Origin of the sequence: Bacillus cereus group sp. Sample62 (assembly GCF_036851315.1) — a bacterium.
Taxonomy (GTDB): domain Bacteria; phylum Bacillota; class Bacilli; order Bacillales; family Bacillaceae_G; genus Bacillus_A; species Bacillus_A wiedmannii.
Genome location: NZ_JAFLPK010000001.1, coordinates 5,164,977 through 5,189,570, shown reverse-complemented (window position 1 = coordinate 5,189,570; position 24,594 = coordinate 5,164,977). Strand labels below are relative to the sequence as shown.

Below are 24,594 nucleotides of genomic sequence, written 5' to 3'. Positions count from 1 at the left end.
AGGAAATATATAAACTCTGTGGGTGTTTTTATTTATATGTTAGACAAGTTCTTTTGATGCAACGAATTTACGATATGCACCGTGATGTGTTGGGCCTACGTATTCGTTAATCTTGAATGAATAACGGATAGCAGCTGTGATAAATTCTTTAGCAGTTTTTACTGCTTCTTTCACAGTTTTTCCTTTTGCAAGTTCTGCTGTAATTGCAGCAGAATATGTGCAACCTGCGCCGTGTGTATTTGTCGTATCAATTTTTTCTGATTCTAGAAGATCGAATGTTTCTCCATCATATAGGACGTCGATTGCAGTTTCCGTACCAAGCTTGCTACCGCCTTTAATTAGGACGTATTTCGCACCTAAAGCGTGGATTTTTTTTGCTGCTTCTTTCATGTCTTCAAGAGAATTAATCTTTACCCCACTTAATTGGTAAGCTTCAAATAAGTTTGGTGTTACAACTAATGCCTTTGGAACAAGAACGTCACGTAAGCAATCGTTCGTTTCAGGATGTAATGCTTCATCAGCACCTTTACATACCATAACAGGGTCAACTACTACATTTTTGAAATTATGTTTTTCGATTGTTTCAGCAACCATTTCAATAATTTCTACTGATCCAAGCATACCTGTTTTTAAAGCATCTACTCCAACACCGTCAATTGTTGTTTCTAATTGTGGTTTTAATGTAGAAGCTGGGATTGGAAATACGTTATGTGCCCAACCGTTATGTGGATCCATCGTTACGATTGTCGTAAGAGATGTCATTCCGTATACACCAAGTTCTTGGAATGTTTTTAAATCTGCTTGTATACCAGCACCGCCACTTGTGTCAGAACCAGCGATAGTAAGTGCTTTATTTAATGTCATTATGAAATCCCCCTCAAGTGATATAATGAAAACTATGTTTTCACCATTATATCAATGTTACGAATAAGTACAAAGTGAAAAGTAGATGATTTACTTTAGGGGCGATTTAAAATCTTGTATGTAGGAGATTAGGTATGTTTCGAGATAATCGTACAAATGAATTAGTTATATTAAAAGAAATTGCAGAAACGCTAAATACATCAAATGATACATATCATGTATTGCAAGCAGTGTTAGAAAAATTACTTAGTGTAACAGGTTTAACGACAGGATGGATTTTTCTTGCGGATGAAAATGGGAGATATACAAAATTAATCGATTACCAGTTACCAGAGGCACTTACATATGAAAACAAACGCCCGATGTGTGAAGGTGAATGTTGGTGTTTACGTGGTTTTGTGGATGGAAAATTAGAGCGAGCTGTTAATATTATTGAATGTAAAAGAATTAATAATGCAATTGAATATAATTGGGGGGATACGGAAGGGATTCTTCATCATGCTACGGTTCCTTTAAAAGCTGGAGGAGAAAAATTTGGTTTGTTAAATGTGGCAAGCCCAGGTAAAACACATTTTTCAGAAGAAGAATTAGTATTGCTTCAATCAGTGGCTTTCCAAATTGGAACGGCTTTAAAACGAGCAAAGTTATATGAAAATGAAAAGCGAAGAGCGCATTATTATGTGAAATTAGAACGGTTCATTCAAGTTTTAAGGACGATTCATCAATTTAATGTATTGCCTGAAAAAGTTGTAAATCAATTAGGTGAAGTGTTTCACTGGAATCAAGTCTCATTCTTTATTAGGGAAGAGAAAGAATTATCCTTGCGGGCATCTTATTGCGAGGAAGAATTGCCAGAGGATATGAAAGAAGCAGCGAAAGAAGCGTTAGAAAAAGGTGAACCTATTTTATTAAACCATCAAATCAGTCATAAGATAGCCTCTAATAGGACAGTTATCGCTACACCAATACAGATTCAAAGTCATATATTTGGTGTTGTATGTGTTAGTTCAAATAATGGTGAATTTGATGTGAATACGATAGATGTACTTCAAGCAATAACAAACCATATTTCTTTCGTGATAGAAAATTTAAGGTTAAATGAGCAACGACGTGAACTTGTACGAATGGAAGAAAGAAATCGGTTAGCAAGGGATTTACATGACTCCGTTTCACAAAAGCTATTTTCGTTAACCTTTATGACAAAAGGCGCTGAGGCAGTTTTAAAAAGTCAAAATGAAAAGGTAGATCAATCTTTGCATGAGATGCGTGAACTAGCGCAAGGAGCTTTAAAGGAAATGAGAACATTAATTTGGCAGCTTCGTCCGGCGGGATTAGAAAAAGGCCTATTACCAGCTTTAAAGCAGTACGGTGAAAGCTTGGGACTGAAAATTAGGGAACAAGTTACAGGTGTTCGTGATTTGCCACGCGTAGTAGAGGAAGCGCTATGGAGAATTGGACAAGAAGCTTTAAATAACGTAAGTAAACATGCGAATGTCAGAGAAGCGGCGATTTATTTCAAAGTGACGGAGAAGAATGTATCATTAGAAATAGTCGATCAAGGAAACGGCTTTGTAGAAAAGGATATAAAAGAGAAGAAATCACTGGGTATGACTACGATGCGCGAAAGAGTAGAATTAGTCGGTGGAACAATTAAAATTGTAAGTGATAAGAAAAGAACAAGTGTAAAAGTAAACGTACCATTATGATGTGAAAATGAGGGAAGTTTGTGAAAATAAAAGTATTGTTAGTTGATGATCATACAGTTGTTTTAAAAGGATTAGCATTTTTCTTAAGTACACAGGAAGATTTAGCGTTAGTTGGAGAAGCAAATAATGGGAAAGAAGCGTTAGTGAAAGTAGGAGAAACAAATCCTGATGTTGTACTAATGGATTTATATATGCCCGAGATGGATGGCGTTGAGGCGACAGCGTGTATCAAAAAAGAATATCCTGATGTGAAAGTAATTGTATTAACAAGCTTTTCTGATCAGGCGCATGTTTTACCAGCGTTAAGGGCGGGAGCAAGCGGGTATATTTTAAAAGATGTAGAACCAGATCAACTTGTTGAGGCAATTCGTAGTGCTTATAAAGGGAATATACAGTTACATCCAGATATAGCAAATACTCTTCTCTCTCAAACATTACCTGTGGAAGAAAAGGAAGAAGAACCTTCTATTCAAGTGGATGTGCTAACGGCGAGAGAAAATGAAGTGTTGCAGCTATTAGCGAAAGGGATGAGTAATAAAGAGATTGCTTCTGTTTTAGTTATTACAGAAAAAACGGTAAAAGCTCATGTAAGTAGTATTTTGAGTAAGTTAAATTTATCTGATCGCACGCAAGCAGCATTATATGCAGTGAAAAATGGAATTGTATAAGACAAAAGTCGTAAGACCTAGTTCGCCTTTAGAAGGTGGACTTTTTTTATGGAAAAATACGTCTATGTGAGGACGAAATTGTCTTGATATAAAGATAAAATATGTTTGTAAGCAACAAAACAACAATTACAAGGGATACCTTTTTTGAAAGCATATAACAACAGAAGAGTGAGTACTAGGAGGAAAAACAATGGCAACAGTTTTATTTGTAAAAGCAAACAACCGCCCAGCGGAACAAGCAGTTAGTGTGAAATTATACGAGGCATTTTTAGCAAACTATAAAGAAGCACATCCAAATGATACAGTAGTAGAACTTGATTTATATAAAGAAGAATTACCATATGTAGGCGTAGATATGATTAATGGTACATTCAAAGCAGGTAAAGGATTTGATTTAACTGAAGAGGAAGCAACAGCAGTAGCAGTTGCTGATAAGTATTTAAATCAATTTTTAGAAGCTGATAAAGTCGTTTTCGGTTTCCCATTATGGAACTTAACGATTCCAGCAGTGCTACACACATATATTGATTATTTAAACCGAGCTGGCAAAACGTTTAAATATACGCCAGAAGGTCCAGTTGGTCTAATTGGAGATAAGAAGATTGCATTATTAAACGCGCGCGGCGGCGTATATTCTGAAGGTCCAGCAGCTGAAGTAGAAATGGCTGTTAAATATGTAGCAAGCATGATGGGCTTCTTCGGTGCAACAAATATGGAAACAGTAGTTATTGAAGGACATAACCAATTCCCAGATAAAGCAGAAGAGATCATTACAGCTGGTCTTGAAGAAGCAGCTAAAGTAGCAAGCAAGTTTTAATTGAAAATAGAATCGTCACTCGAAAAAAGTAGCATTAACAGGTAAACGTTAATGCTACTTTTTTTATATTTTAAGTTCATCAGCCAGTTTTTCTAATTGAATTCGATCTTGTATGTAATAGGTTCTTCCGTCTTTTTTTAAGTAATTTTGCTGGCAAAACTGGTTTAATACGTATAAAAGATGGCGATAGCTGACATTTAAGTATTCCGAAGCCTCGGTATGTTTTTCTGTATAACTGTTATTTTGTTCTGTTAATAGAATAAACGCCGCTAATCGATTTTCGAACGGATAACTATTGTTTTTGGCATAACTTTCTGTTCGGCTAATTGTTTTTTCGCCGATAAATTTACATAGTTTCTGTAGAAAGGTAGCATCTTGCAACAAAAGATGCCGACAATCTTTAAGAGGAAGCGCTAAGCACATACAATCTTCAATCACTTCCACCGTTTTCGTAACGGATTCTACGCCGATTAACCCTAATTCCCCAATGAACGAAGGTGCTTGAATAAAGTTAATTAAGGAGACCCTTCCATTTTTATGACTCATATATATTTTCGCCTGCCCGGAAATTAAGTAATAAAGATAAGTAACATCAACTCCTTCAGTACATATCCTTTCTTTCTTTTGAAAGGAATGTAGTTCAGCATACGGTAAGACATTAAAAGAAAAAAGAGTATGGAAGTTGGAAGTTTGCATGTGATGAGAGATTTCTTCGCTATTTTTGCTGACTTTCATATTTTCACCTCATTTTTAGTATGAGATATCTCCTATTATGTTTACAAGAAAGAATGATACGATTTATATGAATTTTTTGTAGAAAAGAGAGTGTGAGGGCTTATGAAAAAATATAAAACACTTTTATTTGATGTAGATGATACATTGTTAGATTTTCAGAAGGCGGAGAAAATGGCGTTACGTATGCTTTTTGAAGAGAAAGGGATCCATCTAACTAGAGAGGTTGAAGCACAGTATAAAAAAGTTAATAAAGGTCTTTGGAATGATTATGAAGAAGGTAAAATAAATCGTAATGAAGTAGTAAATACAAGATTTTCGGTTTTATTTAAAGAATATGGACAAGAAGTGGATGGGATATTATTCGAAAATAATTATCGCAGCTACTTAGAAGAAGGGAATCAACTCATACAAGGTGCGTTTGAATTTATAAATCAAATTCAAGGGGAGTATGATTTATATATAGTGACAAACGGTGTTTCTAAGACGCAAGATAAACGTTTGCGTAATGCAGGATTACATTCAATGTTTAAAGATATTTTTGTTTCTGAAGATACAGGTTATCAAAAGCCGATGAAAGAGTATTTTGATTATGTTTTTGAACGAATTCCTAATTTTTCCCCTGAAGAAGGGCTCATTATTGGGGATTCGTTAAGTGCTGATATTAAAGGTGGATATGTAGCGGGAATTGATACTTGTTGGTTTAATCCAGAAAAGAAATCAAATAATAGCGAGATTGTGCCAACATATGAAGTACAAAATTTTGAAGGGTTATACGCGTTATTGAAGCAATGTGTGTAATAAAAATAGGCAGTGGAACTTTTGTCCCTACTGCCTATTTTTATTCGTTTATAGCTTCGTTGTTTTTAGGAAGTGGAAATGCATTACCAATCGCTGCCGCTCCAAGCATCGGTAATAGTAAATTGAGCGGGAAAAACATGAGTAATAGTAATGTTATAGCAATTGGTTTTCTTAATGCATAGCTTGAAATTGCTGTCGTGACGATGGCTACCGAAGCGATTGGATCTATCGGGATAATGGAAGCTATAGCATATCCGATACTAGATCCAGCAAATATGATTGGGAAAATATGTCCGCCGCGCCAACCTGTATTTAAACAAACGGCAGTAATACATAATTTTAAAATCCCTGAAAGAAGTAGTACCCAGAAGGATAAATGGCTCCATTCCACAACTAAATCTTTTAATTGATGTTCTCCTGAGAATAATGTGTACGGGAGAAAAGTTCCTGTAATTCCTAATAAAATACCACCGATAATACCAAGTGATAGTTTGTATTCTTTTAAGGGATGAATTAATTTCTCTAATGTGAACTCTAATTTGAAATAAAAGAATCCAACTATAGCACCAATACTAGCAAGTGGTAGAAAGGCAATCCATTCATTAAGAGAAAGAGAACCTTCTCCGAAATCAACGATAAAGGATCCGCGATTATCGAATTTACTAAGTAATAAATAAACGGAAAAACCAGCGAAAGTAGTAGCTAAATATACAATTGCTTTTTTTCCTTTAGAAAATTCGTTAATTTGGTCACCCTCATTTTCATTTGGAGCTAAATAACCGAATAGCGGCGCGTTAAAAATTACACTTAAAGTAGCACCAATTCCAATCTCTGTTAGTTCATTCATTCCCTTTAAGGCGAATGTAAAGCGATCCCCTACCCATGTACAAAGTCCACCAATAATTCCAACAAGCGCTGCTTCGGGACCTAAGCTAGCTCCAAAGATTAAAACGATAATCGCAGTTAAAGTAGCTTTATGTACAAAACGGTATTCAATTCTACCTGTTTTTTTATATTCACCCATCACTTCAGGCATAAGACGTGGATATGTGCCGAAGTATTTTTGAGTTAAACCAACGAGAATACCACCGATAGTTGTTACACAAATAGTGTAATACGGGGGAGAAGAGAAAATAGTAGGTAAGTATCCCCAAATAAAGTGAATGCCGATATTTATTGTAACTAAAAATAGCCAGACTGTTGCTCCTACTATAGAGCCTAAAAGAATGCCGTATAGGACGAGTATATAGTGCATGTCCTTTGTGTTTGTCATGTTATACCTCCGTTATGTAAGTTTTAATATCGAAAGGATTAAATATGCTACTGTGAAAGGAAAGGAATATGTATAGTATCTTTTTGAGAGGTTGGCTTATTCAATATATTGAGGTCTCGTGAGAATTTGAAATGTATACAGTTAAACTACTTACTTAATTTTATATAGTAATCGTGGATTTTAAAAGGTCTTTTTCAAATGAATATGGAATATATTTCTTTTGTTATGCATGTCAAATTCTTTGTATTTAATTTAGAACATTCAGAAAAACTGATTGACATTAGGAAATTATTGCTATAAAATCAACGGTAATTGCATAGTCTTATCAAGAAAAGGTGGAGGGACAGGCCCGATGAAACCTTGGCAACAGCCGTATAACGGAATTGTGCCAAATCCTGCAGGTAATAATCCTGAAAGATAAGAAAGAGCCTTTAGAGCGTGTTTTCAAACTGCTCCTTTCTTGTTTTCAGGAAAGGAGCAGTTTTTTTATTTTGTATAAAAGAAAGGAGAATGAGAGATGGGAGAGTCATGGGGAAAAGGAACAATTTGTGTGCAAGGTGGCTATACACCGAAGAATGGTGAACCGCGTGTTTTGCCACTTTATCAAAGTACAACGTATAAATACGATACTTCAGATGATTTAGCAGCGCTATTTAATTTAGAGGCAGAAGGATATATATATACGCGTATTGGAAATCCTACTTTAGCTGCATTTGAGCAAAAGTTAGCGGATTTAGAGGGTGGTGTAGGAGCGGTTGCAACGGCTTCTGGGCAGGCTGCTATTATGCTTGCTGTTTTAAATATTTGTAGTAGCGGAGACCACTTGCTTTGTTCTTCCACAGTTTATGGCGGAACGTTTAATTTATTTGGAGTAAGTTTGCGTAAGCTTGGTATTGACGTTACGTTCTTTAATCCGAATTTAAGTGCTGATGAAATTGTGGCCCTTGCTAATGATAAGACGAAACTTGTTTATGCAGAGTCGTTAGGAAATCCAGCGATGAACGTTTTAAATTTCAAAGAATTTTCAGATGCAGCGAAAGAGTTAGAAGTACCTTTTATCGTGGATAATACATTAGCAACTCCTTATTTATGCCAGGCATTTGAGCACGGAGCAAATATTATCGTTCATTCTACGACGAAATATATCGATGGTCATGCAAGCTCTTTAGGCGGCATTGTCATTGACGGAGGGAACTTCGATTGGACAAATGGGAAATATCCTGAACTTGTTGAACCGGATCCAAGTTATCACGGCGTAAGTTACGTTCAAAATTTTGGTGCAGCAGCTTATATTGTGAAGGCGCGTGTTCAATTATTAAGAGACTACGGAAACTGTATGAGCCCATTCAATGCGTATATTAGCAATATCGGCTTAGAAACGCTGCATTTAAGAATGGAGCGTCATAGTGAAAATGCTCTCGCAGTTGCTAAGTGGCTTGCTAACCATGAACGTATTGAATGGGTGAATTATCCGGGATTAGATAGCAATGAAAATTACTCGTTAGCACAAACGTATTTGAAAAAAGGTGCTAGTGGTGTGTTAACATTCGGCATTAAGGGCGGATTAGAAGCAGCGAAAGAATTCATCGCAAATGTAAAACTAGCCACTCTCGTAACGCATGTAGCGGATGCACGAACTTGCGTTATACATCCTGCTAGCACAACGCATAGACAATTAAGTGCTGAAGATCAGCGTCTAGCTGGCGTTACATCAGATTTAATTCGTTTATCGGTTGGTATAGAAGATGTTTCTGATATTATTGCAGATTTAGAAGCAGCGCTAGTCGGAGGCAAAGAACATGCCGATCATAATTGATAAAGATTTACCAGCTCGCAAAGTGTTGCAGAAGGAAAATATTTTTGTAATGACGAAGGAGCGAGCAGAAACACAAGATATCCGGGCATTGAAAATTGCTATCTTAAATTTAATGCCTACAAAGCAAGAAACAGAAGCGCAATTACTTCGTTTAATTGGTAACACACCGTTGCAATTAGATGTTCACTTACTTCATATGGAATCACATTTGTCTCGCAATGTAGCGAAGGACCATTTAACGAGTTTCTATAAAACATTCCGTGATATTGAGAATGAGAAATTTGATGGACTTATTATTACAGGAGCACCAGTTGAAACTCTTTCTTTTGAAGAGGTAGATTATTGGGAAGAGCTTAAACGTATTATGGAGTATTCAAAAAAGAATGTAACATCTACGCTTCATATTTGCTGGGGGGCACAGGCTGGCTTGTATCATCATTATGGTGTTCCAAAGTATCCTCTTAAGGAAAAAATGTTCGGTGTATTTGAACATGAAGTCCGTGAGCAACATGTGAAATTGTTACAAGGGTTTGATGAATTGTTTTTTGCCCCGCATTCTCGTCATACAGAAGTACGAGAGAGTGATATTAGAGAGGTGACAGACTTAACATTATTAGCAAATTCTGAGGAAGCGGGTGTTCACCTTGTCATTGGGCAAGAAGGAAGGCAAGTGTTTGCGCTCGGGCATAGTGAATATAGTTGTGATACGTTAAAGCAAGAATACGAACGTGACCGCCAGAAAGGGTTAAATATTGATGTGCCGAAAAATTATTTTAAACATAATAATCCAAATGAGAAACCGCTTGTAAGGTGGAGAAGCCATGGGAATCTATTATTCTCGAATTGGCTGAATTATTACGTGTATCAAGAAACCCCTTATGTATTATAAAAAAAGATTGTGTAACACGTGGTAACGTTTTCTTTGTAAAGATTAACTTATATTTTTCCGAATGTTCGAAAAACATTGTTTTTCAGATTTTTTACTCATATAATTTCATCTAAACACAATTTTTGAGGGGTGGACAGTATTATGAAAGAAATTCAAGTTGGTTTATTAGGTCTTGGGACAGTTGGTAGCGGTGTAGTTCGTATCATTACAGATCATCAAGAGCGACTTATCCACCAAGTAGGTTGTCCTGTAAAAGTAACGAAAGTACTAGTACAAAATATTGAAAAAGAGAGAGAAGTAGAGGTACCTTCTACTCTATTGACACAAGATGCAAATGAAATTTTAGATAATCCAAATATTGACGTTGTCATCGAAGTGATGGGTGGCATTGATGATGCAAAAGCATATATTTTGCAAGCCTTACAGAGCGGGAAGCATGTTGTGACTGCCAATAAAGATTTAATGGCGTTACATGGGGCGGAACTCTTAGCGGTAGCAAAAGATAATAAAACAGATTTGTTTTATGAAGCAAGTGTAGCCGGAGGGATTCCGATTTTACGAAGTATCGTAGAAGGACTTTCTTCAGATCTTATTACGAAAGTAATGGGAATTGTAAATGGAACGACAAATTTTATTTTGACGAAAATGTCAGATGAAGGGAGAGCATATAACGACGTGTTAAAAGAAGCCCAACAACTTGGATTTGCAGAAGCAGATCCAACATCAGATGTGGAAGGTTTAGATGCAGCGAGAAAAATGACGATTTTGGCTACCCTTGGTTTTTCTACAAATGTAGAGCTTGGAGATGTGAAGGTAAAAGGGATTACTTCTATTACAGAAGAAGATATTGAATATAGTAAGAGTTTAGGATACACGATTAAATTAATCGGTCTTGCGAAGCGAGATGGTGAAAAATTAGAGGTGACAGTTGAACCGACACTACTTCCAAATACACATCCTCTTGCGGCCGTGCAAAACGAATATAACGCTGTATATGTGTATGGTGAAGCGGTCGGAGAAACGATGTTTTATGGACCAGGTGCAGGAAGCTTACCAACAGCAACAGCTGTTGTTTCGGATTTAGTAGCTGTAATGCAAAATATTCGATTAGGTGTAAACGGAAATAGTGCGGTATCCCCGCAGTATAAAAAGGTATTAAAAGAGCCAGACGAAATTGTTGTGAAGAAATTTTTAAGACTTCATGTAAAAGATGAAATTGGTGTATTTGCAAAAATTACTTCATTATTCTCTGAGCGTGGCGTTAGCTTTGAAAAGATTATTCAAATGCCGCTTGAAGAGAAAGGGAAGGCTGAAATTGTAATCGTGACGCATCGTGCGTCTCTTGCTGATTATGATTATATTCTACATACGTTGCAAGGGTATGAAGAAATAGATTGTTTGAAAGCAAACTATCGAATTGAAGGGGATGCTAAATAGTATCCCTTATCATAAAACAGAAAGAGCCTGTTAAGCAGCTTGCTTAACAGGCTCTTTTCTATTTAAAATCTGCGTACCAATTTGAATAAATGCTTGGATAATCCAGCCTGTTGTAAAGGATAAGATGATTGTTCCAAAATAGATAGGTCCATCTAATAGGAAGCTTAATGTTAAAAATAAAAACGCTAATGAAATTTCTGTTCTTCTAAATGTCCACTTCTTTTTCTCGGCAACGGTTAAAACGAAAGCTTCTTGAGGTGCTGCGCAAAGGTTTGTAGAGACGTAAAGACCAATCCCAGCTCCAACGAATAGATTTCCGCAAATAAGTGTTATATATTTTGGAAGAGAACGGATAGTGTCCATAATAGTTGTAATGGAACCAATCCAATCAACAAAAAGAGAAATAAGAACCATCGTTACGATTGTACCAATTGTTATTTGTTTTTTATTCCAAAAGAGAACGATAAGGGTAAAAGCAAAATTAATCATGAAAATCCAAAAACCGATACTTATCCCGAAATTTTGATATAGTGCAATAAAGAAGGAATCATAAGGGCTAAGTCCAAAAGAAGTAATTGTCGTCATCATATTAATACCGATGGCGAGAATGAGTAGACCGCCAATGAAAAATATATATTCTAATTTGAATCGAGGCATAGTTGTATATCCTTTCAAAATGTATTTGCTAGGAAAGGATATATTGTGGAAAGCTTACCAGGTCAAGGGAGAATTTTTTCGAGAAGGGGAAAATAAGATGACGAATATAAGGAAGATTGCTGAAATTGCTGGAGTATCTGTTTCAACTGTTTCACGTGTATTGAATAATCATCCATATGTGAATGAACAGAAACGAAAAGAAATTTTAACAATTATAGAAGAATTAAATTATACGCAAAATGTGAATGCAATTCATTTAGTGAAAGGAAAAACGAATGTCATTGGTGTTTTATTACCGCACGTAAATGATCAATATTATAGCGCTATTATCGAGGGAATATCAAAGGAAACAGCAAAGAATAACTATAATATGATGCTTTGTCAGACGAATTATAGTGAGGAAAGAGAATTAGAAATTTTGAATATGTTAAAAATGAAAAAGCTTGATGGGGTTATTATATGTTCCCGAGCAAATAGTAAGGAAAAGCTTGAAGAATATATGAAATTTGGTCCAATTGTTATGTGTGAAGAAATAGACTCGAATTTCATTTCGAGTGTGCATATTGATTACTATAAAGTCTTTTCGCGCGGCATGAAGAGCTTAATAGATGCCGGCCATACAAGTATTGGGTATTGCATTGGAAGAAGTAATAGCATTAATAGTCAGAGAAGAAAACAAGCATATGAAGATTCGCTTCAACAGATTGCTGTAACACCGATAGAGGCCTGGAAGTTTAAGGGCTGTTTTACAGTGGAAGATGGACGTAATGTAATCAGGGAATGGGCCCATATGTCAGTGAAACCAACTGCGTTTCTTGTATCTTGCAACCATATTGCGGCGGGAATGGTAACGGAAGCGAAAAAACAAGGAATTCGTATTCCGGAAGATATTACGATTATCGGTTGTGATGATCAAGATGTGGCAGACATTTTAGGTATTACGACGATTTCGTATTGTAGTAAAAATGTTGGCGTGAAGGCATTTGAATTATTATATGAAAAGATTAATGATGAGAAAATAGATGTAAAGCACGTAGAGTTATTGCCAGAACTAGTACATAGGGAAACAACATAATAGATAAGGTGTGAAAATCGCTTTTCAAAATTGCGTTTGGTATAATTATGGACAATCTATGAGGGCTAAAAGGGGTTTTGATATGAGATCAAAAGTAGTAAAAGTAATTCTACTCATTACAATTGCATCTTTCTGTTTATTTGCATATGGTTTTGTTTCAGGTGTAAATGATGTGTTAAATCCGAAAGCTTCAAATTTAATTAAAAAGACCGATGTAGTGGCAAAAGAGAAAAAGAAAACGGGAACGTTACAAATCGTTAGTTTAGGTGATTCATTAACACGTGGTGTTGGTGATAAAGAAGGAATTGGCTATATTGGGCGTATGAAAGAGGATTTACAAAAAGATTATAAGCAAAAGGTTGCATTAACAAACTTAGCTGTTAGTGGTGCAAAAATGCCCGACCTATTAAAACAAATTGAGAGTAGTGGCGCTCAATATTCAATTAAGCAAGCAGATGTAATCGTTTTAACAATTGGAGGAAATGATTTATTTCCAGGTTGGGAATCGCTTGGAAAGATAGATTTAGAAACATACCGTCCTGATACAGCGACGTTCCAAAATGAAGCGAAGAAAATAATAGAAGAAATTCGTAAGTTAAATACAGATAGCCCTATTTTTTGGCTTGGTTTATACAATCCTTTTGAAGATGTAGAAGATTTAAAAGGTTCTTCAAACATCGTTGTAGACTGGAATGCATCTTTAGAAAAATTAGCGCTAAATGATAAAAATGTATATATTACACCAACATTTGATTTATTCCAAAATCGTGGAAAAGAATTATTATACTCCGATCATTTTCATCCGAATGAAGTAGGGTATACATATATGGCAGACCGATTAGTTCAAAATGTTGCGAGTAAATTAAAACTAGAACAAGGAGGGGTAAAATGACGACGATACTTTCCGTACGAGACGTGAAAAAGGTAATTGGAAAGAAGACAATTGTAGAGAATATTTCTTTCGATGTAAAACAAGGAGAAGTGTTTGGCTTCCTAGGGCCGAATGGTGCCGGAAAAACAACTACTATTCGAATGTTAGTTGGATTGATTAAAGAAACAGAAGGTACGATTTCTATCGGTGGTTATTCTATTAAGGAAAATTTCAGAGAAGCGATGCGTCAAATTGGGAGTATCGTTGAAAACCCAGAACTGTATACATATTTAACGGGATGGGAAAATTTAAAACAATTTGCCCGTATGCTAGGTGGTATATCAGATGAACGTATTATTGAAATTGCTCAAATGGTTCATTTAGATGAAAGAATTCACGATAAGGTGAAAACGTACTCACTCGGTATGAAACAGCGCCTTGGCATTGCGCAAGCGCTTCTTGGAAATCCAAAATTGCTCATATTAGATGAGCCAACAAATGGTTTAGACCCAGCTGGAATTAGAGAACTTAGGGAATTTATACATAAGCTTGTGAAAGAAGAAAATATGAGTGTGTTTATTTCAAGTCACTTGCTAAGCGAAGTACAAATGATATGTGATCGTGTTGCGATTATTCATAAAGGAAAAATGATAACAGTTGCCAAGGTTGAAGAGTTAATTAAAACAGCAAGTGATCGTGTAGAATGGATTGTTACACCGATTTTTAAAGCGAAAGATATGCTAGAAGATGCTGAGGAAGTAAGAGAAGTGAGTATAGAAGGTGATCGATTACTATGCCGCATGGATATTGCATCTATAAGCAGTTGGAATAAACATTTTGTTCAAAATGGGATAGATGTGCATAGCGTTAAGGAGCTCGTATTTACGCTAGAAGATTTATTTATTGAACTCACAAGGGGTGAGCAACATGCGTGAATTTGCGAATCTAGTTTTAAACGAATCAGAAAAGATTTATCGTAAGAAACGGATTGTTGTTGTCATGCTTATTTTAGCAATCTTGATCCCACTTTTCGTGTATGCGCAGTATCGTGAAATAGAAACAACGAAAAAAAGGCTCGGTACGGCTGATTGGAAAGTGTCATTGCAACAACAAATTGTTGATTCTCAAAACCGCTTGAACAACTCTAGATTACCAGAAGAATGGCGTGATTGGCTAAAGGTAAGAGTGGAGCAACAACAATATTATTTAGATCATGATATTAACCCGATGGCACCGGGTGCACCAACTTTTGTAAGGGCGTTTATTGAGCAAGGAATTACATTATTTATTCCGCTTCTCGTAATGATTGTCGCTATTGATATTGTTTCAGGAGAGCGAAGTGATGGAACGATGAAGATGCTACTTACACGGCCGATTCGGCGATGGAAAATACTCCTTAGTAAGTACGTGACGATGTTATTTTTCATTTCACTCATACTGCTTCTTGTCGGTTTGTTTGCTTACATATTATCTGGGCTTGTATTTGGATACTCGGGATGGAATTTGCCCGTTTTAACTGGGTTTGTTATTGATAAGGAAACGTTAAATACGAATTTTGTACATCTTATTCCGCAGTGGCAATACGTCTTGATGGCGTATGGGTTAGCTTGGTTTGTTGCTATCGTTGTCGGAACTATATCATTTATGGTTTCTGTTTTAATTCGAAATACACCAGCCGGTATGGGCGTTATGTTAGCCGCATTAATCGCAGGTGGCATTTTAAGCTCGTTCGCAACATCTTGGGAAGGCGCGAAATATATTTTTAGTGTGAATTTATCATTAACAGATTATCTATCAGGAAAATTACCTGCATTACAAGGTTTATCGATGGGGTTCTCTTTAATGAATTTAACTGTTTGGGCAGTTGTGTCCCTTATTATTTCGTTTGTAGTATTTACAAAGCAGGATATGGTGAATTAATTGGACGGGAAGTGAAAGCGTGAAAAATGTTTTGAAAAATGATTGGGGGCTATTATTGGCACCAGAATTTGAGAAAGAATATTATTGCAAGCTGGCTGATTTTTTGAAAGAAGAGTACAGTACACATGTTGTTTATCCAAAGGTAGAAGATATTTTTAGCGCCCTAGAGTATACAAGTTATGAAAATACAAAGGTCGTTATTTTAGGGCAAGATCCATATCATGGACCGAATCAAGCGCATGGTTTAAGCTTTTCAGTACAACCAGGCATTAAAACACCACCGTCATTGCTAAATATGTATAAAGAACTTCGAGATGAATATGGCTATGAAATCCCGAATAACGGTTATTTAGTAAAGTGGGCAGAGCAAGGCGTTTTATTATTAAATACGGTATTAACGGTTCGACAAGGTGAAGCAAATTCTCACAAAGGAAAAGGATGGGAGCATTTCACAGATCGTGTCATTGAGCTATTAAATGAACGTGAAAAACCAATTATTTTCATATTGTGGGGACGTCATGCACAGGCGAAGAAAAAATTAATTACGAATACGAAGCATCATATTATCGAGTCTGTACATCCAAGCCCATTATCGGCAAGACGTGGTTTCTTTGGGAGTAAGCCATACTCTAAAGTAAATACGATATTAGCTAATATGGGCGAAAGAGAAATTGATTGGGAAATTCCAAATTTGTAAATAAAAAAGGTAGTTAACAGTCGTTAACTACCTTTTTGTTATTATTGTTGTTCGTTCTTTAATTTTGCATCTAGTACAAACGTACCGAATGGGATAATTGATGAAACAAATGCCCCAAGTGCCCATGCAATTGATTTGCGGTGTACGATTGTTACTTGAATTACCGCAAAGATAAATAGAATAAATAATACACCATGAGCCATACCTGTAATTTTAACGGCTGTTGCAAATCCTGCAAAATATTTTAATGGCATTGCTACAAATAATAGTAATAGGAAAGAAATCCCCTCAATTAAGCCGATTGCTCTTAATCGTCCGATTGGTGTAGATAACATGAAGTAGCCTCCTTTAATGTATGCTTGTATATAGTAAATTTGTATTCTTTTTCAAAATAAAATAGTCTATTTTGTTCCATTATATACAAAAAGAAAGTTTACACTACGAGAATAGTGCAAAGTTCAAAATATAGTCACAAAAGCATATTAATTTAAATAAAAACCTATTTGAAGTATTTGACTTCAAATAGGTTTTATGAATGAAAATATTAAACAAGTACTTCGTTTTTTAGTACGAACTTCTCTACGACTTTTGCAACGCCATCGTTCATATTTGTATCTGTTACGTAGTTGGCAATTTCTTTAATATCATCTGGTGCATTCCCCATTGCAACACCAAGACCAGCAAATTCAATCATCGCTTGGTCATTATAGCTATCGCCCATTGCGATGACTTCTTCACGCTTAATGCCAAGTTTTTGAATCAGTTTGTTTAAGCTTGTTCCTTTTGTAACACCGGCTTCAGTAAATTCTAAGAAGAATGGTTTAGAACGCATAACACTTAATTGGCCTTCTAGTTGTTGTTGTAGTTTCTTTTCTACTACAACAAGTCGTTCAGCTTCTTTATTCATTAATACTTTTACTACAGGCTCTTTAACAGCATTTTTAAAGTCATCTACTACAACAATTGGCATACCAGTAATATCGCCCTCAATTTCAGTATAAGGATTATTTTCTTCTGTTACGATATCATCGCCAATATAAGTATGAATCCATACATCTTCAGTTTTACTAATTTCAAATAGGTTGTGAACGATTTCAGGAGATAGCGTACTACTAAAGATTTCTTCGTTTGTTTTACAGTTAATAATTTTTGCACCGTTAAAGGACAGAATGAAGCTACCGTATTCTTCTAAACGGAGTTCTTTCGCTACATTGCGCATACCGAAAGTTGGACGTCCAGAAGCAAGTACAACTTTTACACCTTGCTCTTGTGCAGTCATTAAAGCCTCTTTTGTGCGAGGTGAAATAGTATGGTCATCACGTAATAAAGTATCATCTAAATCTAAAACAATCATTTTATAAGTCATATTGAAAATTCCTCTCTTTGTTGAAATAGAAATAAAGTTTTATGAAGATATTGGGGAATATATAGTAAGACATCGAACTTCTTTATCCCACATTAACGGGCAGTAAGACCCCCAACTCAAAATTCAGCGAAAGCAAAGAAGTTAGGTGGGGGATCAACTGCCCGTAAAAGTCCGATTGGTTCAACTAATAATCAGTGGGGGATGAACAAAACCCCCACTGATTAAAGTTTCACTTTATGTGAAGCTAGAAGAAGTTCTGTATTTTTAGTATAAATTATCACGAGCACGTTGCCCATGATAATTTATACTGCTAATGCCCGATCGGTGAGAGCTAATCATTAGTAAAGATGAATAGCTCTCATTGATTAAAGTTTCACTTTATCATTATCGTAACAACTCTAAAGATAGAGTGCAATAATGGAAGTTTTCCAATTTACGATGGTTGTTTTTCTGTAGAACGAGAAAATAGTATTTCGAGCAAAATTGCCATTACAGATCCAAGAACAAGGCCGTTACTTAAAAACGATGCTAGAAACGGCGGGAGTGTAGAAAATGCTCCTGCTGGAACAAACATAACACCGACTCCTGTAAAGATCGAAAGACCCGCTACTTTAAATAATCGCTCTTTATCCTGTACTGTTTCGTATTCGCGAAAGGCAAGACCAATCATGCTTGCAAATACAGGGTAAATGGCAGCATATCCGACTGCGACAGGTATCGCCGCAAAGAATGAAGTAATCTTTGGGAATATACTAACGAAAATAATAAAGCTTGACCCTAACATAAATGGGAGTCGTTTATAAATATTAGTCGTTGCAATAAATCCTGCTGATCCAGAAATTGCGACAGGTCCAATAGCTGAAAAAAGGCCTCCTAGCAATTGATTTATTCCTGTTATAATGCCGGCTTGTTTGAAACGATCTGGTGCTGCATTCTTTTCATACTTAGAAACAATCCTTTGCACAACGCGAATACTTGCTAACATATTTGTTAGAAGTAATAGTGTAACGAAAACTACCGTAATTGCCATGTTCCATTCAATACGAGGCATTCCGAAAACAAATAGAGACGGAAAACGGATTACATCTGTCACAGGCGTTACTGGATTTGATAATCCGAAGCATGCGAATAATATCCAGCCGCAGACGATACTGAAAAGAACGGAATATTGTCCAATAATAGGTAGCTTCATGATGAAAAAGGATAGTAAAATAACAATGAGTGAAAGAATAAATACGTCAGCTTGTACCTCTGTATGTTGTCCGTCAAGACCGAACATTCCCTTTAAGAAGGACCCGCTAAGTTGCGTGACAAGAAGAAATAAATATGTTCCAATGACTGTCGGTGTAAAATAGCGAACTAGTTTATCGATGAGTCCAAAAACGCTAAGGATAATACAAATGAAACCACTTAATAGGAAAGCGTACTGAAGGACTTTAAGCGTTTCATTGCTGGATCCAAATAATACGACACCTAAACTTGCATAAAGGGAGAAAATCCCCCACCAAAGTCCAGCAGGACCTTCTTGAATAGGAAGTTTATGCCCAAATATAGCTTGCAGTAGGCCAGCAAAGCCAAGAACAAATAATGTTCTTTGTACGAATGCAATAGCTTCAGCGCCATCGAGGCCGTAACTAGTTGCGACGCTTATTGGTACAATAAGGCTCCCAGCTAAAATAAATAGCGCCCATTGTAAGGCGGAAAGAAATGTTTTCATTATATCAACCTCTTTCATAGATTCCGTATCTAGTATATATGTATTTCATTTCCACTGGCAAAGATTGTAGATAGAGAAAAGAGTTGAAACACGATATGAATGCACGTAAGCAATTATGGATAGCAGTTATATGTATGACTTTTGTTGTAATTCTAGGAACGTTAGGATTTATGATGATTGAAGAGATTAGTTTGTTTCAAGCATTTTGGATGACGATGATTACTGTATTAACTGTTGGGTACGGAGATGCCGTTCCTGTAACACAGGCAGGAAAAGTTTTTGCGCTTCTTATCATACCGGTTGGCGTCGGTATTGTTACGTATGCAATTGGGGTAGTGGCAGCTATGATTATTGAAGGGAATTTATTTCATGCAGTACGGAGGAAGAAGATGGATAAACAAATAGCGCAGTTGAAAAATCATATTATCGTATGTGGTTGCGGTAGAGTGGGGCTTCAAGTTGTACATGAATTGCAAGAAAAGAAAATCCCATTTGTCGTTGTTGATAAAGATGAGAGTATATTGGAACAGGAAAAGCTTTTATTTGTACACGGAGATGCAACGGAAGATCAAGTATTACATCATGCTGGAATTTCAAAGGCAGCTGGTTTAGTTGCTATCGTAGCAAATGATGCTGAAAATGTATTTATTACATTGACAGCAAGAGGATTAAACGATGCAATTAAAATTGTGGCAAGAGCAGAAAAACCAGAAACTGAGGACAAGCTAAAGCGGGCTGGGGCAAATAAGGTGATTAATCCATCTAGCATGGCAGGAATTCATATTGCAAAAGGTATTGCGAATCCGCTAACAGTTCATTATATTGATACAGTACTATATGGCGTGGATCAGTCATTTGTAATTGAAGAAATTGCAGTCGGCAAGGGTTCTATTTTAGCTAGTAAATCGTTACTAGAGAGTGATGTGAGAAATCAATTTGATGTAACAATTTTAGCGATTTTGAGAAATGGGAATGTTATACATAATCCAACGGGGCAGGAAAAACTACAAGAACATGATATGATAATAGTGTTTGGTTCAGTAGAGAAGCTAGGACAATTTGAGAAAGAACTACAAAGTAAGAGGTGACAAGGAATGCAAATATCGAGCGATAAGATTTTAAATAAAATGGCGAATGAAATTGCAAAGGCAAAAAGCAGTGAAGGGCAACAATCAAAAGCGCATTTATTAGTTGTGCGAGCGTTATGTGATTTATTATTAGATGAACAAGCTGAGCCTTCTATGTATAGAGAACCTGAGATTCCAACACAAGTAATTGGATCTCAGCCTATGACGACAGTTCAACCAGTTATGCCGGTTTCTGGAGAACCTGTTTATATAAAAGAAGAAGGCGCAAACGGTAATTCTTTATTTGATTTTTAGAAGATAAATCGTTTGGCTTATATGAAAAAATTGCTTATGATAAAGGTAAAAAAAGGGGAATTAAGATGAAAATTTTCTTTTTACTAGGTTGTATTGCGGCAGGGCTATCTGTTGCGCTAGGGGCTTTTGGAGCGCATGGTTTAGAAAATAAAGTTTCTGCAAAAATGTTAGAAGTGTGGAAAACAGGCGTTACATATCAAATGTTTCATGCAGGTGGACTATTTGTAGTTGCTTTATTAATGGATAAAATTCAATCATCACTTTTAACTACTGCTGGCTGGCTTATGGTAGCTGGGATTATTATGTTTTCAGGTAGTTTGTATGCATTAAGTACGACAGGTATTAAGTTCTTTGGTCCAATTACACCTCTTGGTGGTGTAGCGTTTATCGTGGCATGGATCTTAGTCGGAACTGCAGTTGTAAAAGGGTTATAAAAACAAAAGCTGGCATACGCCAGCTTTTTTTTATGGTCTTGGAGCATAAGTTGCTTGTTGACTAGGTAAATACGTAATTTCTTCTGGGAATTCTACATAATCTAAGTAAATCATTAGTAGTAAAAAACGTTTCCCCGATTGTGGTTCACTAATAACGATGTGATCACGTCCAGCTGCCTCAATAATACCTGTATACGATTGTGTACCGAGTGAGCTACCACGCTCATAAGTCATTACAACCGTAGCTTGCTTGCCCTTGTTCAAGCGAAGGATATTTTCAATATACGACTGTTCTAACGGTAACATGCCTTGAGAAACGGCATATTGAGCTTGCGCAGCTTGTTGTTGCATCGCTTGCTGTTGTTGCTGTTGCTGTGGGGTCATTTGTTGCTGTTGTGCATAAGTTCCAGATGGTTGATAAAAACCTGTTCCGTAATACGGGTTTTGTTGCTGTGCCATTCAAAAATCCCTCCTCGTTTTCATTCCTTAATATACGCTAGGGCAATCCCCGGCAGATGGTTGGAAGAAGCAGTGCTTTTTAAAACGTCCAGAGTTTTGTTGGTCATACCAAGTTGGCGGGCAAGGACCTTCAGGTCTAAAAAACCATAAGGCAAAATTTGCAGGCCAAAAACGTTGTCCTTGAATCGTTCGCCTTGCTAATGCGATATCTTGTTCTCTTGCACGCTGATAAAAATACCCTTTTTGCGTTGCCTCAAAACCGCCAGGATTTTGATAAACCATTTGACGTAAATTACGTATTTTTTTAAAATCTAAACAATTTCCGCGAACACGATTTACCCCTACGTTTCCGACCATTAACATTCCTTGTTGTCCTTCTCCTTCGGCTTCAGCACGCATCAGTCTAGCTAATAACTTTACATCTTCTTCGTTATAAGCAATAACACCCATTATGTGTCACCTCTCTTTTTGGAATACCTTGTGGAAAGAGGTTTATTTCTAGATGAAGTGTGTAACGATTACTAGTTCATACGTATGAGAAAAAGGACTCAGATATGACAACCAAACGAAGTTTTACATGGAGAGAGGAAAATAAAAAAAGCTAGCGTGAGCTAGCTTTCCATCATTAAAATACTTTAGACCATAAGTTTGAGAAGAAATCTCCGATAGAGCGCATTGTTAATACGAACCAATTTGCCTTTTCAACTTCTTCTGTCGTTTTTGCAGTAACTTTCATGTTTTTATTTCCATCTAAAAATCCGTATTTATCAGTTGATTCTAGAACGATGGAGCCTACCTTTGCATTCTTCTTAACAGGAGCGACTAAATGTCCACCTTCAGCGAGTGACTTATCCGCTTCAGTAGAAATTTTGTAAGGTGATTTGTCCCCCTTCTTCGCAATGACTATTATTTCTTTTTCAGGTGCAACAGTTACTTGATCTTCTTTACCTTTTACTACAGAGATTGTGTTGTGTTTATCAACTTTTAATTTTTGTTTTTCAAAGTTATTAAATCCATACTCAATTAATGCACGAGATTCAGTGAAACGCTCGTCCATTGATTTTGTTTTAATAATTACTGAAATAAGGCGTAAGTCACCACGTTTTGCTGTAATAGTGAATCCGTATCCAGCGGTATCAGAACTACCAGTTTTTAAACCATCTGTTCCTTCATAAGAGAAAGCGGCACCTGGTAACATCCAGTTCCAGTTTTCCATACGAATTGGTTTCGGATGATTATCTGGGAAGTTTCTAAATCTTTGTTTTGTATCCTCTAGCATTTCTGGATACTTTGTAATCATTGCTTTTGAAAGCATACCCATATCGCGAGCTGACATGGAATTTTCTCCATTCGGATCCGTTCCCTCAGGGTGTTTTCCCTTTAAGTCAGCATTATTTAACCCGGTAGCGTTTACAAATTTATATTTCTTTAACCCTAGTTTTTTTGCATGTTCATTTGCAAGATTCAAGAAGTTCTTCTCACTTCCTGCAAGAAGTTCTGCTAAGGCAATACTAGATCCGTTTGCAGAGAAGATAACGATAGAATGATATAATTCTCTTACAGTATATTGACGTCCCTTTTCAAACGGAACGTTAGAGAATTCATTATTATGTGAAACTTCATAAGCATAATCAGAAATGTTTACCTTTGTATCCCAAGTAATTTTTCCTTCTTTAATTGCTTCTAATACAGCATAAACAACAATTAACTTTGACATACTAGCGATAGCTAGTAATTCATCTGGATTTTGTTCATGCAGTATTTTTCCTGTATCTGCATCAAACAGAAGTGCAGCAGCAGCCTCTATATGTATTTTTTCTTCCGCATGGGATGTTGTTACTCCTAAGGAAGAAATTGACAATAAAAGCGCTAGTAAAATAGACAAGATTTTCTTCATATAGTTTATCACCTTCGCATCGTTATTAGCATGTAGCTCGTACCATTTTAGCATAAATTTGGATATAGAAAGGTTACAATTTTGTAAGGAATTTGAAAGGAATTTGTCGATTTTTGTTCAAATTTGCAGAGAAAAGAAGTTTTTTGAAGAGAAATATAGAGGATAATAAAAAAGGAACGAAATTCGTTCCTTTTTTACGATTTATATGTGTAAAAATTGCTCTACTTTTTCGTCTGGCAAAATGTTTCCAACGAAAAATGTTCCGAATTCACCATAACGAGCACTTACTTCATCGAAGCGCATTTCATATATAAGTTTTTTAAATTGAAGAACATCGTCAGCGAATAATGTTACGCCCCACTCAAAATCGTCGAATCCAACTGATCCTGAAATAACTTGGCGTACTTTACCTGCGTACTGGCGACCGATTTTACTATGACTGTACATCATTTTTTTACGTTCTTCCATAGGAAGCATGTACCAGTTGTCATCACCTTGGCGACGCTTGTCCATTGGATAGAAGCAAATGTGATTTGCTTTTGGTAGTTCTGGATATAAGCGAGCTAAGATTTGTGGATTTTGATATGGATCTTCATCAGCTGGAAGGTAGTTGCTTAGTTCAACAACAGATACGTAAGAGTATGCAGGAACCATATATTCAGCTAATGTTGTTTTATTCAATTCTGTCTCAATTTCATTTAACTCTTCCATTGTTGGACGTAAAATCATAAGCATAATATCAGCTTTTTGGCCAACAACAGTATACATTGCATGACTACCTTTTTTCGCGGTAGATACTTCGTTCCATTTTTCAACGACATTTAAAAATTCAGACACAGCTTGTCCGCGTTCGTCGCTAGATAATGTTTTCCATGCAGCCCAATCAATAGAACGTAAATCATGTAAACAATACCAGCCATCTAACGTTGTTGTTGCTTCACTCATTCTATTCACCTCAGTTAATGATAGTTTTACACGTTAACTATAGCATATATAGTTTTAAAATCATCTATATAAAGCCTTAGCGCATAAAATTGTCACATTTAAATTTACTTGAAAATAGGAGAAGATAAGGCTTAAAGGGGATTTATTTCTAGGCTGAATTTTATGAAAATA

26 protein-coding genes and 1 riboswitch are annotated in these 24,594 nt (G+C 36.2%); of the genes, 15 read left to right on the top strand and 11 right to left on the bottom strand.

Annotation, left to right across the window (positions count from 1 at the left end; translation table 11 throughout):
• Positions 1-39 precede the first annotated feature (39 nt).
• The gene (gene pdxK / locus J0835_RS26650) at positions 40-864 is read right to left on the bottom strand and encodes a pyridoxine/pyridoxal/pyridoxamine kinase (RefSeq protein WP_048560462.1); all 825 of its coding nucleotides are present in this window, start codon (positions 862-864) and stop codon (positions 40-42) included.
• Between the two features lie 134 nt (positions 865-998).
• Here pdxK and J0835_RS26645 point away from each other — a divergent pair, with 134 nt between their 5' ends.
• The 3 genes from J0835_RS26645 (at position 999) to J0835_RS26635 (ending at position 4,055) form a co-directional block, all read left to right on the top strand.
• A complete protein-coding gene (locus tag J0835_RS26645) occupies positions 999-2,570 on the top strand; it encodes a GAF domain-containing sensor histidine kinase (RefSeq protein ID WP_087983412.1) in 1,572 nt (523 codons plus the stop codon).
• A gap of 20 nt (positions 2,571-2,590) precedes the next feature.
• Complete coding sequence (locus J0835_RS26640) at positions 2,591-3,238, top strand: response regulator (protein WP_087983411.1); 648 nt, start codon at positions 2,591-2,593, stop codon at positions 3,236-3,238.
• A gap of 190 nt (positions 3,239-3,428) precedes the next feature.
• Positions 3,429-4,055, top strand: a complete 627-nt coding sequence (locus J0835_RS26635) for an FMN-dependent NADH-azoreductase (RefSeq protein ID WP_087983408.1) — start codon at positions 3,429-3,431, stop codon at positions 4,053-4,055.
• Positions 4,056-4,118: 63 nt separating this feature from the next.
• On the opposite strand, the gene J0835_RS26630 is transcribed toward J0835_RS26635, so the two are convergent.
• The gene (locus J0835_RS26630) at positions 4,119-4,790 is read right to left on the bottom strand and encodes a transcriptional regulator YeiL (protein WP_087983407.1); all 672 of its coding nucleotides are present in this window, start codon (positions 4,788-4,790) and stop codon (positions 4,119-4,121) included.
• Positions 4,791-4,892: 102 nt separating this feature from the next.
• Here J0835_RS26630 and J0835_RS26625 point away from each other — a divergent pair, with 102 nt between their 5' ends.
• A complete protein-coding gene (locus tag J0835_RS26625) occupies positions 4,893-5,588 on the top strand; it encodes a YjjG family noncanonical pyrimidine nucleotidase (RefSeq protein WP_087983405.1) in 696 nt (231 codons plus the stop codon).
• A gap of 40 nt (positions 5,589-5,628) precedes the next feature.
• On the opposite strand, the gene J0835_RS26620 is transcribed toward J0835_RS26625, so the two are convergent.
• Entirely contained in the window at positions 5,629-6,861 is a 1,233-nt protein-coding gene (locus tag J0835_RS26620) for a chloride channel protein (protein ID WP_087983403.1), read from the bottom strand.
• A gap of 319 nt (positions 6,862-7,180) precedes the next feature.
• A riboswitch (SAM riboswitch) is annotated at positions 7,181-7,285 on the top strand.
• A 93-nt stretch (positions 7,286-7,378) separates the two neighbouring features.
• Here J0835_RS26620 and J0835_RS26615 point away from each other — a divergent pair.
• From J0835_RS26615 to J0835_RS26605, 3 genes are all read left to right on the top strand, one after another.
• Complete coding sequence (locus J0835_RS26615; protein WP_000504750.1) at positions 7,379-8,677, top strand: bifunctional O-acetylhomoserine aminocarboxypropyltransferase/cysteine synthase; 1,299 nt, start codon at positions 7,379-7,381, stop codon at positions 8,675-8,677.
• Positions 8,661-9,566, top strand: a complete 906-nt coding sequence (metA, locus tag J0835_RS26610) for a homoserine O-acetyltransferase MetA (protein WP_087983401.1) — start codon at positions 8,661-8,663, stop codon at positions 9,564-9,566. The genes J0835_RS26615 and metA overlap by 17 nt, the downstream gene beginning before the upstream one ends.
• Positions 9,567-9,707: 141 nt before the next feature.
• Positions 9,708-11,003 carry a homoserine dehydrogenase gene (locus J0835_RS26605; RefSeq protein ID WP_087983399.1) on the top strand — a complete coding sequence of 432 codons (1,296 nt, stop codon included), beginning with the start codon at positions 9,708-9,710 and terminating at the stop codon, positions 11,001-11,003.
• Positions 11,004-11,033: 30 nt separating this feature from the next.
• Here J0835_RS26605 and J0835_RS26600 read toward each other — a convergent pair whose 3' ends face one another.
• Positions 11,034-11,660: a YczE/YyaS/YitT family protein gene (locus J0835_RS26600; protein WP_087983397.1), complete on the bottom strand. Its 627-nt coding sequence runs from the start codon at positions 11,658-11,660 to the stop codon at positions 11,034-11,036.
• Positions 11,661-11,757: 97 nt separating this feature from the next.
• On the opposite strand from J0835_RS26600, the gene J0835_RS26595 reads away from it, so the two are divergent.
• Genes J0835_RS26595 through J0835_RS26575 form a run of 5 tightly spaced genes read left to right on the top strand, consistent with a single transcriptional unit; the run spans position 11,758 to position 16,223 of the window.
• The gene (locus J0835_RS26595; protein ID WP_087983395.1) at positions 11,758-12,735 is read left to right on the top strand and encodes a LacI family DNA-binding transcriptional regulator; all 978 of its coding nucleotides are present in this window, start codon (positions 11,758-11,760) and stop codon (positions 12,733-12,735) included.
• Positions 12,736-12,745: 10 nt separating this feature from the next.
• Positions 12,746-13,627 (top strand): SGNH/GDSL hydrolase family protein, encoded by an 882-nt coding sequence (locus J0835_RS26590; protein WP_140386958.1) that lies wholly within the window; start codon positions 12,746-12,748, stop codon positions 13,625-13,627.
• Positions 13,624-14,541 carry an ABC transporter ATP-binding protein gene (locus J0835_RS26585; protein ID WP_087983391.1) on the top strand — a complete coding sequence of 306 codons (918 nt, stop codon included), beginning with the start codon at positions 13,624-13,626 and terminating at the stop codon, positions 14,539-14,541. Before J0835_RS26590 ends, J0835_RS26585 begins: the two co-directional genes overlap by 4 nt.
• A complete protein-coding gene (locus J0835_RS26580) occupies positions 14,534-15,526 on the top strand; it encodes an ABC transporter permease (protein ID WP_087983389.1) in 993 nt (330 codons plus the stop codon). The genes J0835_RS26585 and J0835_RS26580 overlap by 8 nt, the downstream gene beginning before the upstream one ends.
• A 19-nt stretch (positions 15,527-15,545) precedes the next feature.
• The gene (locus J0835_RS26575; RefSeq protein WP_087983387.1) at positions 15,546-16,223 is read left to right on the top strand and encodes a uracil-DNA glycosylase; all 678 of its coding nucleotides are present in this window, start codon (positions 15,546-15,548) and stop codon (positions 16,221-16,223) included.
• A gap of 41 nt (positions 16,224-16,264) precedes the next feature.
• On the opposite strand, the gene J0835_RS26570 is transcribed toward J0835_RS26575, so the two are convergent.
• The 3 genes from J0835_RS26570 to J0835_RS26560 all read right to left on the bottom strand — a co-directional run bounded on the left by J0835_RS26570 (position 16,265) and on the right by J0835_RS26560 (position 19,306).
• Positions 16,265-16,558 carry a DUF3817 domain-containing protein gene (locus tag J0835_RS26570; RefSeq protein ID WP_061680068.1) on the bottom strand — a complete coding sequence of 98 codons (294 nt, stop codon included), beginning with the start codon at positions 16,556-16,558 and terminating at the stop codon, positions 16,265-16,267.
• Positions 16,559-16,767: 209 nt separating this feature from the next.
• Positions 16,768-17,589 (bottom strand): Cof-type HAD-IIB family hydrolase, encoded by an 822-nt coding sequence (locus J0835_RS26565; RefSeq protein WP_087983385.1) that lies wholly within the window; start codon positions 17,587-17,589, stop codon positions 16,768-16,770.
• Between the two features lie 433 nt (positions 17,590-18,022).
• Positions 18,023-19,306, bottom strand: a complete 1,284-nt coding sequence (locus J0835_RS26560; RefSeq protein ID WP_140386957.1) for a purine/pyrimidine permease — start codon at positions 19,304-19,306, stop codon at positions 18,023-18,025.
• Between the two features lie 95 nt (positions 19,307-19,401).
• Here J0835_RS26560 and J0835_RS26555 point away from each other — a divergent pair, with 95 nt between their 5' ends.
• The 3 genes from J0835_RS26555 (at position 19,402) to J0835_RS26545 (ending at position 21,122) form a co-directional block, all read left to right on the top strand.
• Entirely contained in the window at positions 19,402-20,394 is a 993-nt protein-coding gene (locus J0835_RS26555; protein ID WP_140386960.1) for a potassium channel family protein, read from the top strand.
• 6 nt (positions 20,395-20,400) lie between these two features.
• Positions 20,401-20,688 carry a YwdI family protein gene (locus tag J0835_RS26550; RefSeq protein ID WP_087983379.1) on the top strand — a complete coding sequence of 96 codons (288 nt, stop codon included), beginning with the start codon at positions 20,401-20,403 and terminating at the stop codon, positions 20,686-20,688.
• 65 nt (positions 20,689-20,753) lie between these two features.
• Positions 20,754-21,122, top strand: a complete 369-nt coding sequence (locus J0835_RS26545; RefSeq protein WP_000688322.1) for a DUF423 domain-containing protein — start codon at positions 20,754-20,756, stop codon at positions 21,120-21,122.
• Between the two features lie 30 nt (positions 21,123-21,152).
• Here the strand turns inward: J0835_RS26545 and gerQ are convergent, their stop codons facing one another.
• The 4 genes from gerQ to hemQ all read right to left on the bottom strand — a co-directional run bounded on the left by gerQ (position 21,153) and on the right by hemQ (position 24,423).
• Entirely contained in the window at positions 21,153-21,581 is a 429-nt protein-coding gene (gene gerQ / locus J0835_RS26540; protein ID WP_087983377.1) for a spore coat protein GerQ, read from the bottom strand.
• A gap of 27 nt (positions 21,582-21,608) precedes the next feature.
• Positions 21,609-22,031 (bottom strand): cell wall hydrolase CwlJ, encoded by a 423-nt coding sequence (gene cwlJ / locus J0835_RS26535; protein ID WP_000538157.1) that lies wholly within the window; start codon positions 22,029-22,031, stop codon positions 21,609-21,611.
• Positions 22,032-22,206: 175 nt separating this feature from the next.
• Complete coding sequence (locus tag J0835_RS26530; RefSeq protein ID WP_087983375.1) at positions 22,207-23,478, bottom strand: serine hydrolase; 1,272 nt, start codon at positions 23,476-23,478, stop codon at positions 22,207-22,209.
• A gap of 201 nt (positions 23,479-23,679) precedes the next feature.
• The gene (gene hemQ, locus J0835_RS26525; protein WP_087983373.1) at positions 23,680-24,423 is read right to left on the bottom strand and encodes a hydrogen peroxide-dependent heme synthase; all 744 of its coding nucleotides are present in this window, start codon (positions 24,421-24,423) and stop codon (positions 23,680-23,682) included.
• Positions 24,424-24,594 lie beyond the last annotated feature (171 nt).

What these genes read in the sequence shown, in the direction of transcription:
- pdxK (WP_048560462.1), bottom strand. Translation starts at nt 864, where the DNA reads ATGACATTAAATAAAGCACTTACTATCGCTGGTTCTGACACAAGTGGC.
- J0835_RS26645 (WP_087983412.1), top strand. Translation starts at nt 999, where the DNA reads ATGTTTCGAGATAATCGTACAAATGAATTAGTTATATTAAAAGAAATT.
- J0835_RS26635 (WP_087983408.1), top strand. Translation starts at nt 3,429, where the DNA reads ATGGCAACAGTTTTATTTGTAAAAGCAAACAACCGCCCAGCGGAACAA.
- J0835_RS26630 (WP_087983407.1), bottom strand. Translation starts at nt 4,790, where the DNA reads ATGAAAGTCAGCAAAAATAGCGAAGAAATCTCTCATCACATGCAAACT.
- J0835_RS26625 (WP_087983405.1), top strand. Translation starts at nt 4,893, where the DNA reads ATGAAAAAATATAAAACACTTTTATTTGATGTAGATGATACATTGTTA.
- J0835_RS26620 (WP_087983403.1), bottom strand. Translation starts at nt 6,861, where the DNA reads ATGACAAACACAAAGGACATGCACTATATACTCGTCCTATACGGCATT.
- J0835_RS26615 (WP_000504750.1), top strand. Translation starts at nt 7,379, where the DNA reads ATGGGAGAGTCATGGGGAAAAGGAACAATTTGTGTGCAAGGTGGCTAT.
- metA (WP_087983401.1), top strand. Translation starts at nt 8,661, where the DNA reads ATGCCGATCATAATTGATAAAGATTTACCAGCTCGCAAAGTGTTGCAG.
- J0835_RS26605 (WP_087983399.1), top strand. Translation starts at nt 9,708, where the DNA reads ATGAAAGAAATTCAAGTTGGTTTATTAGGTCTTGGGACAGTTGGTAGC.
- J0835_RS26600 (WP_087983397.1), bottom strand. Translation starts at nt 11,660, where the DNA reads ATGCCTCGATTCAAATTAGAATATATATTTTTCATTGGCGGTCTACTC.
- J0835_RS26595 (WP_087983395.1), top strand. Translation starts at nt 11,758, where the DNA reads ATGACGAATATAAGGAAGATTGCTGAAATTGCTGGAGTATCTGTTTCA.
- J0835_RS26585 (WP_087983391.1), top strand. Translation starts at nt 13,624, where the DNA reads ATGACGACGATACTTTCCGTACGAGACGTGAAAAAGGTAATTGGAAAG.
- J0835_RS26580 (WP_087983389.1), top strand. Translation starts at nt 14,534, where the DNA reads ATGCGTGAATTTGCGAATCTAGTTTTAAACGAATCAGAAAAGATTTAT.
- J0835_RS26570 (WP_061680068.1), bottom strand. Translation starts at nt 16,558, where the DNA reads ATGTTATCTACACCAATCGGACGATTAAGAGCAATCGGCTTAATTGAG.
- J0835_RS26565 (WP_087983385.1), bottom strand. Translation starts at nt 17,589, where the DNA reads ATGACTTATAAAATGATTGTTTTAGATTTAGATGATACTTTATTACGT.
- J0835_RS26560 (WP_140386957.1), bottom strand. Translation starts at nt 19,306, where the DNA reads ATGAAAACATTTCTTTCCGCCTTACAATGGGCGCTATTTATTTTAGCT.
- J0835_RS26555 (WP_140386960.1), top strand. Translation starts at nt 19,402, where the DNA reads ATGAATGCACGTAAGCAATTATGGATAGCAGTTATATGTATGACTTTT.
- J0835_RS26550 (WP_087983379.1), top strand. Translation starts at nt 20,401, where the DNA reads ATGCAAATATCGAGCGATAAGATTTTAAATAAAATGGCGAATGAAATT.
- J0835_RS26545 (WP_000688322.1), top strand. Translation starts at nt 20,754, where the DNA reads ATGAAAATTTTCTTTTTACTAGGTTGTATTGCGGCAGGGCTATCTGTT.
- gerQ (WP_087983377.1), bottom strand. Translation starts at nt 21,581, where the DNA reads ATGGCACAGCAACAAAACCCGTATTACGGAACAGGTTTTTATCAACCA.
- cwlJ (WP_000538157.1), bottom strand. Translation starts at nt 22,031, where the DNA reads ATGGGTGTTATTGCTTATAACGAAGAAGATGTAAAGTTATTAGCTAGA.
- J0835_RS26530 (WP_087983375.1), bottom strand. Translation starts at nt 23,478, where the DNA reads ATGAAGAAAATCTTGTCTATTTTACTAGCGCTTTTATTGTCAATTTCT.
- hemQ (WP_087983373.1), bottom strand. Translation starts at nt 24,423, where the DNA reads ATGAGTGAAGCAACAACAACGTTAGATGGCTGGTATTGTTTACATGAT.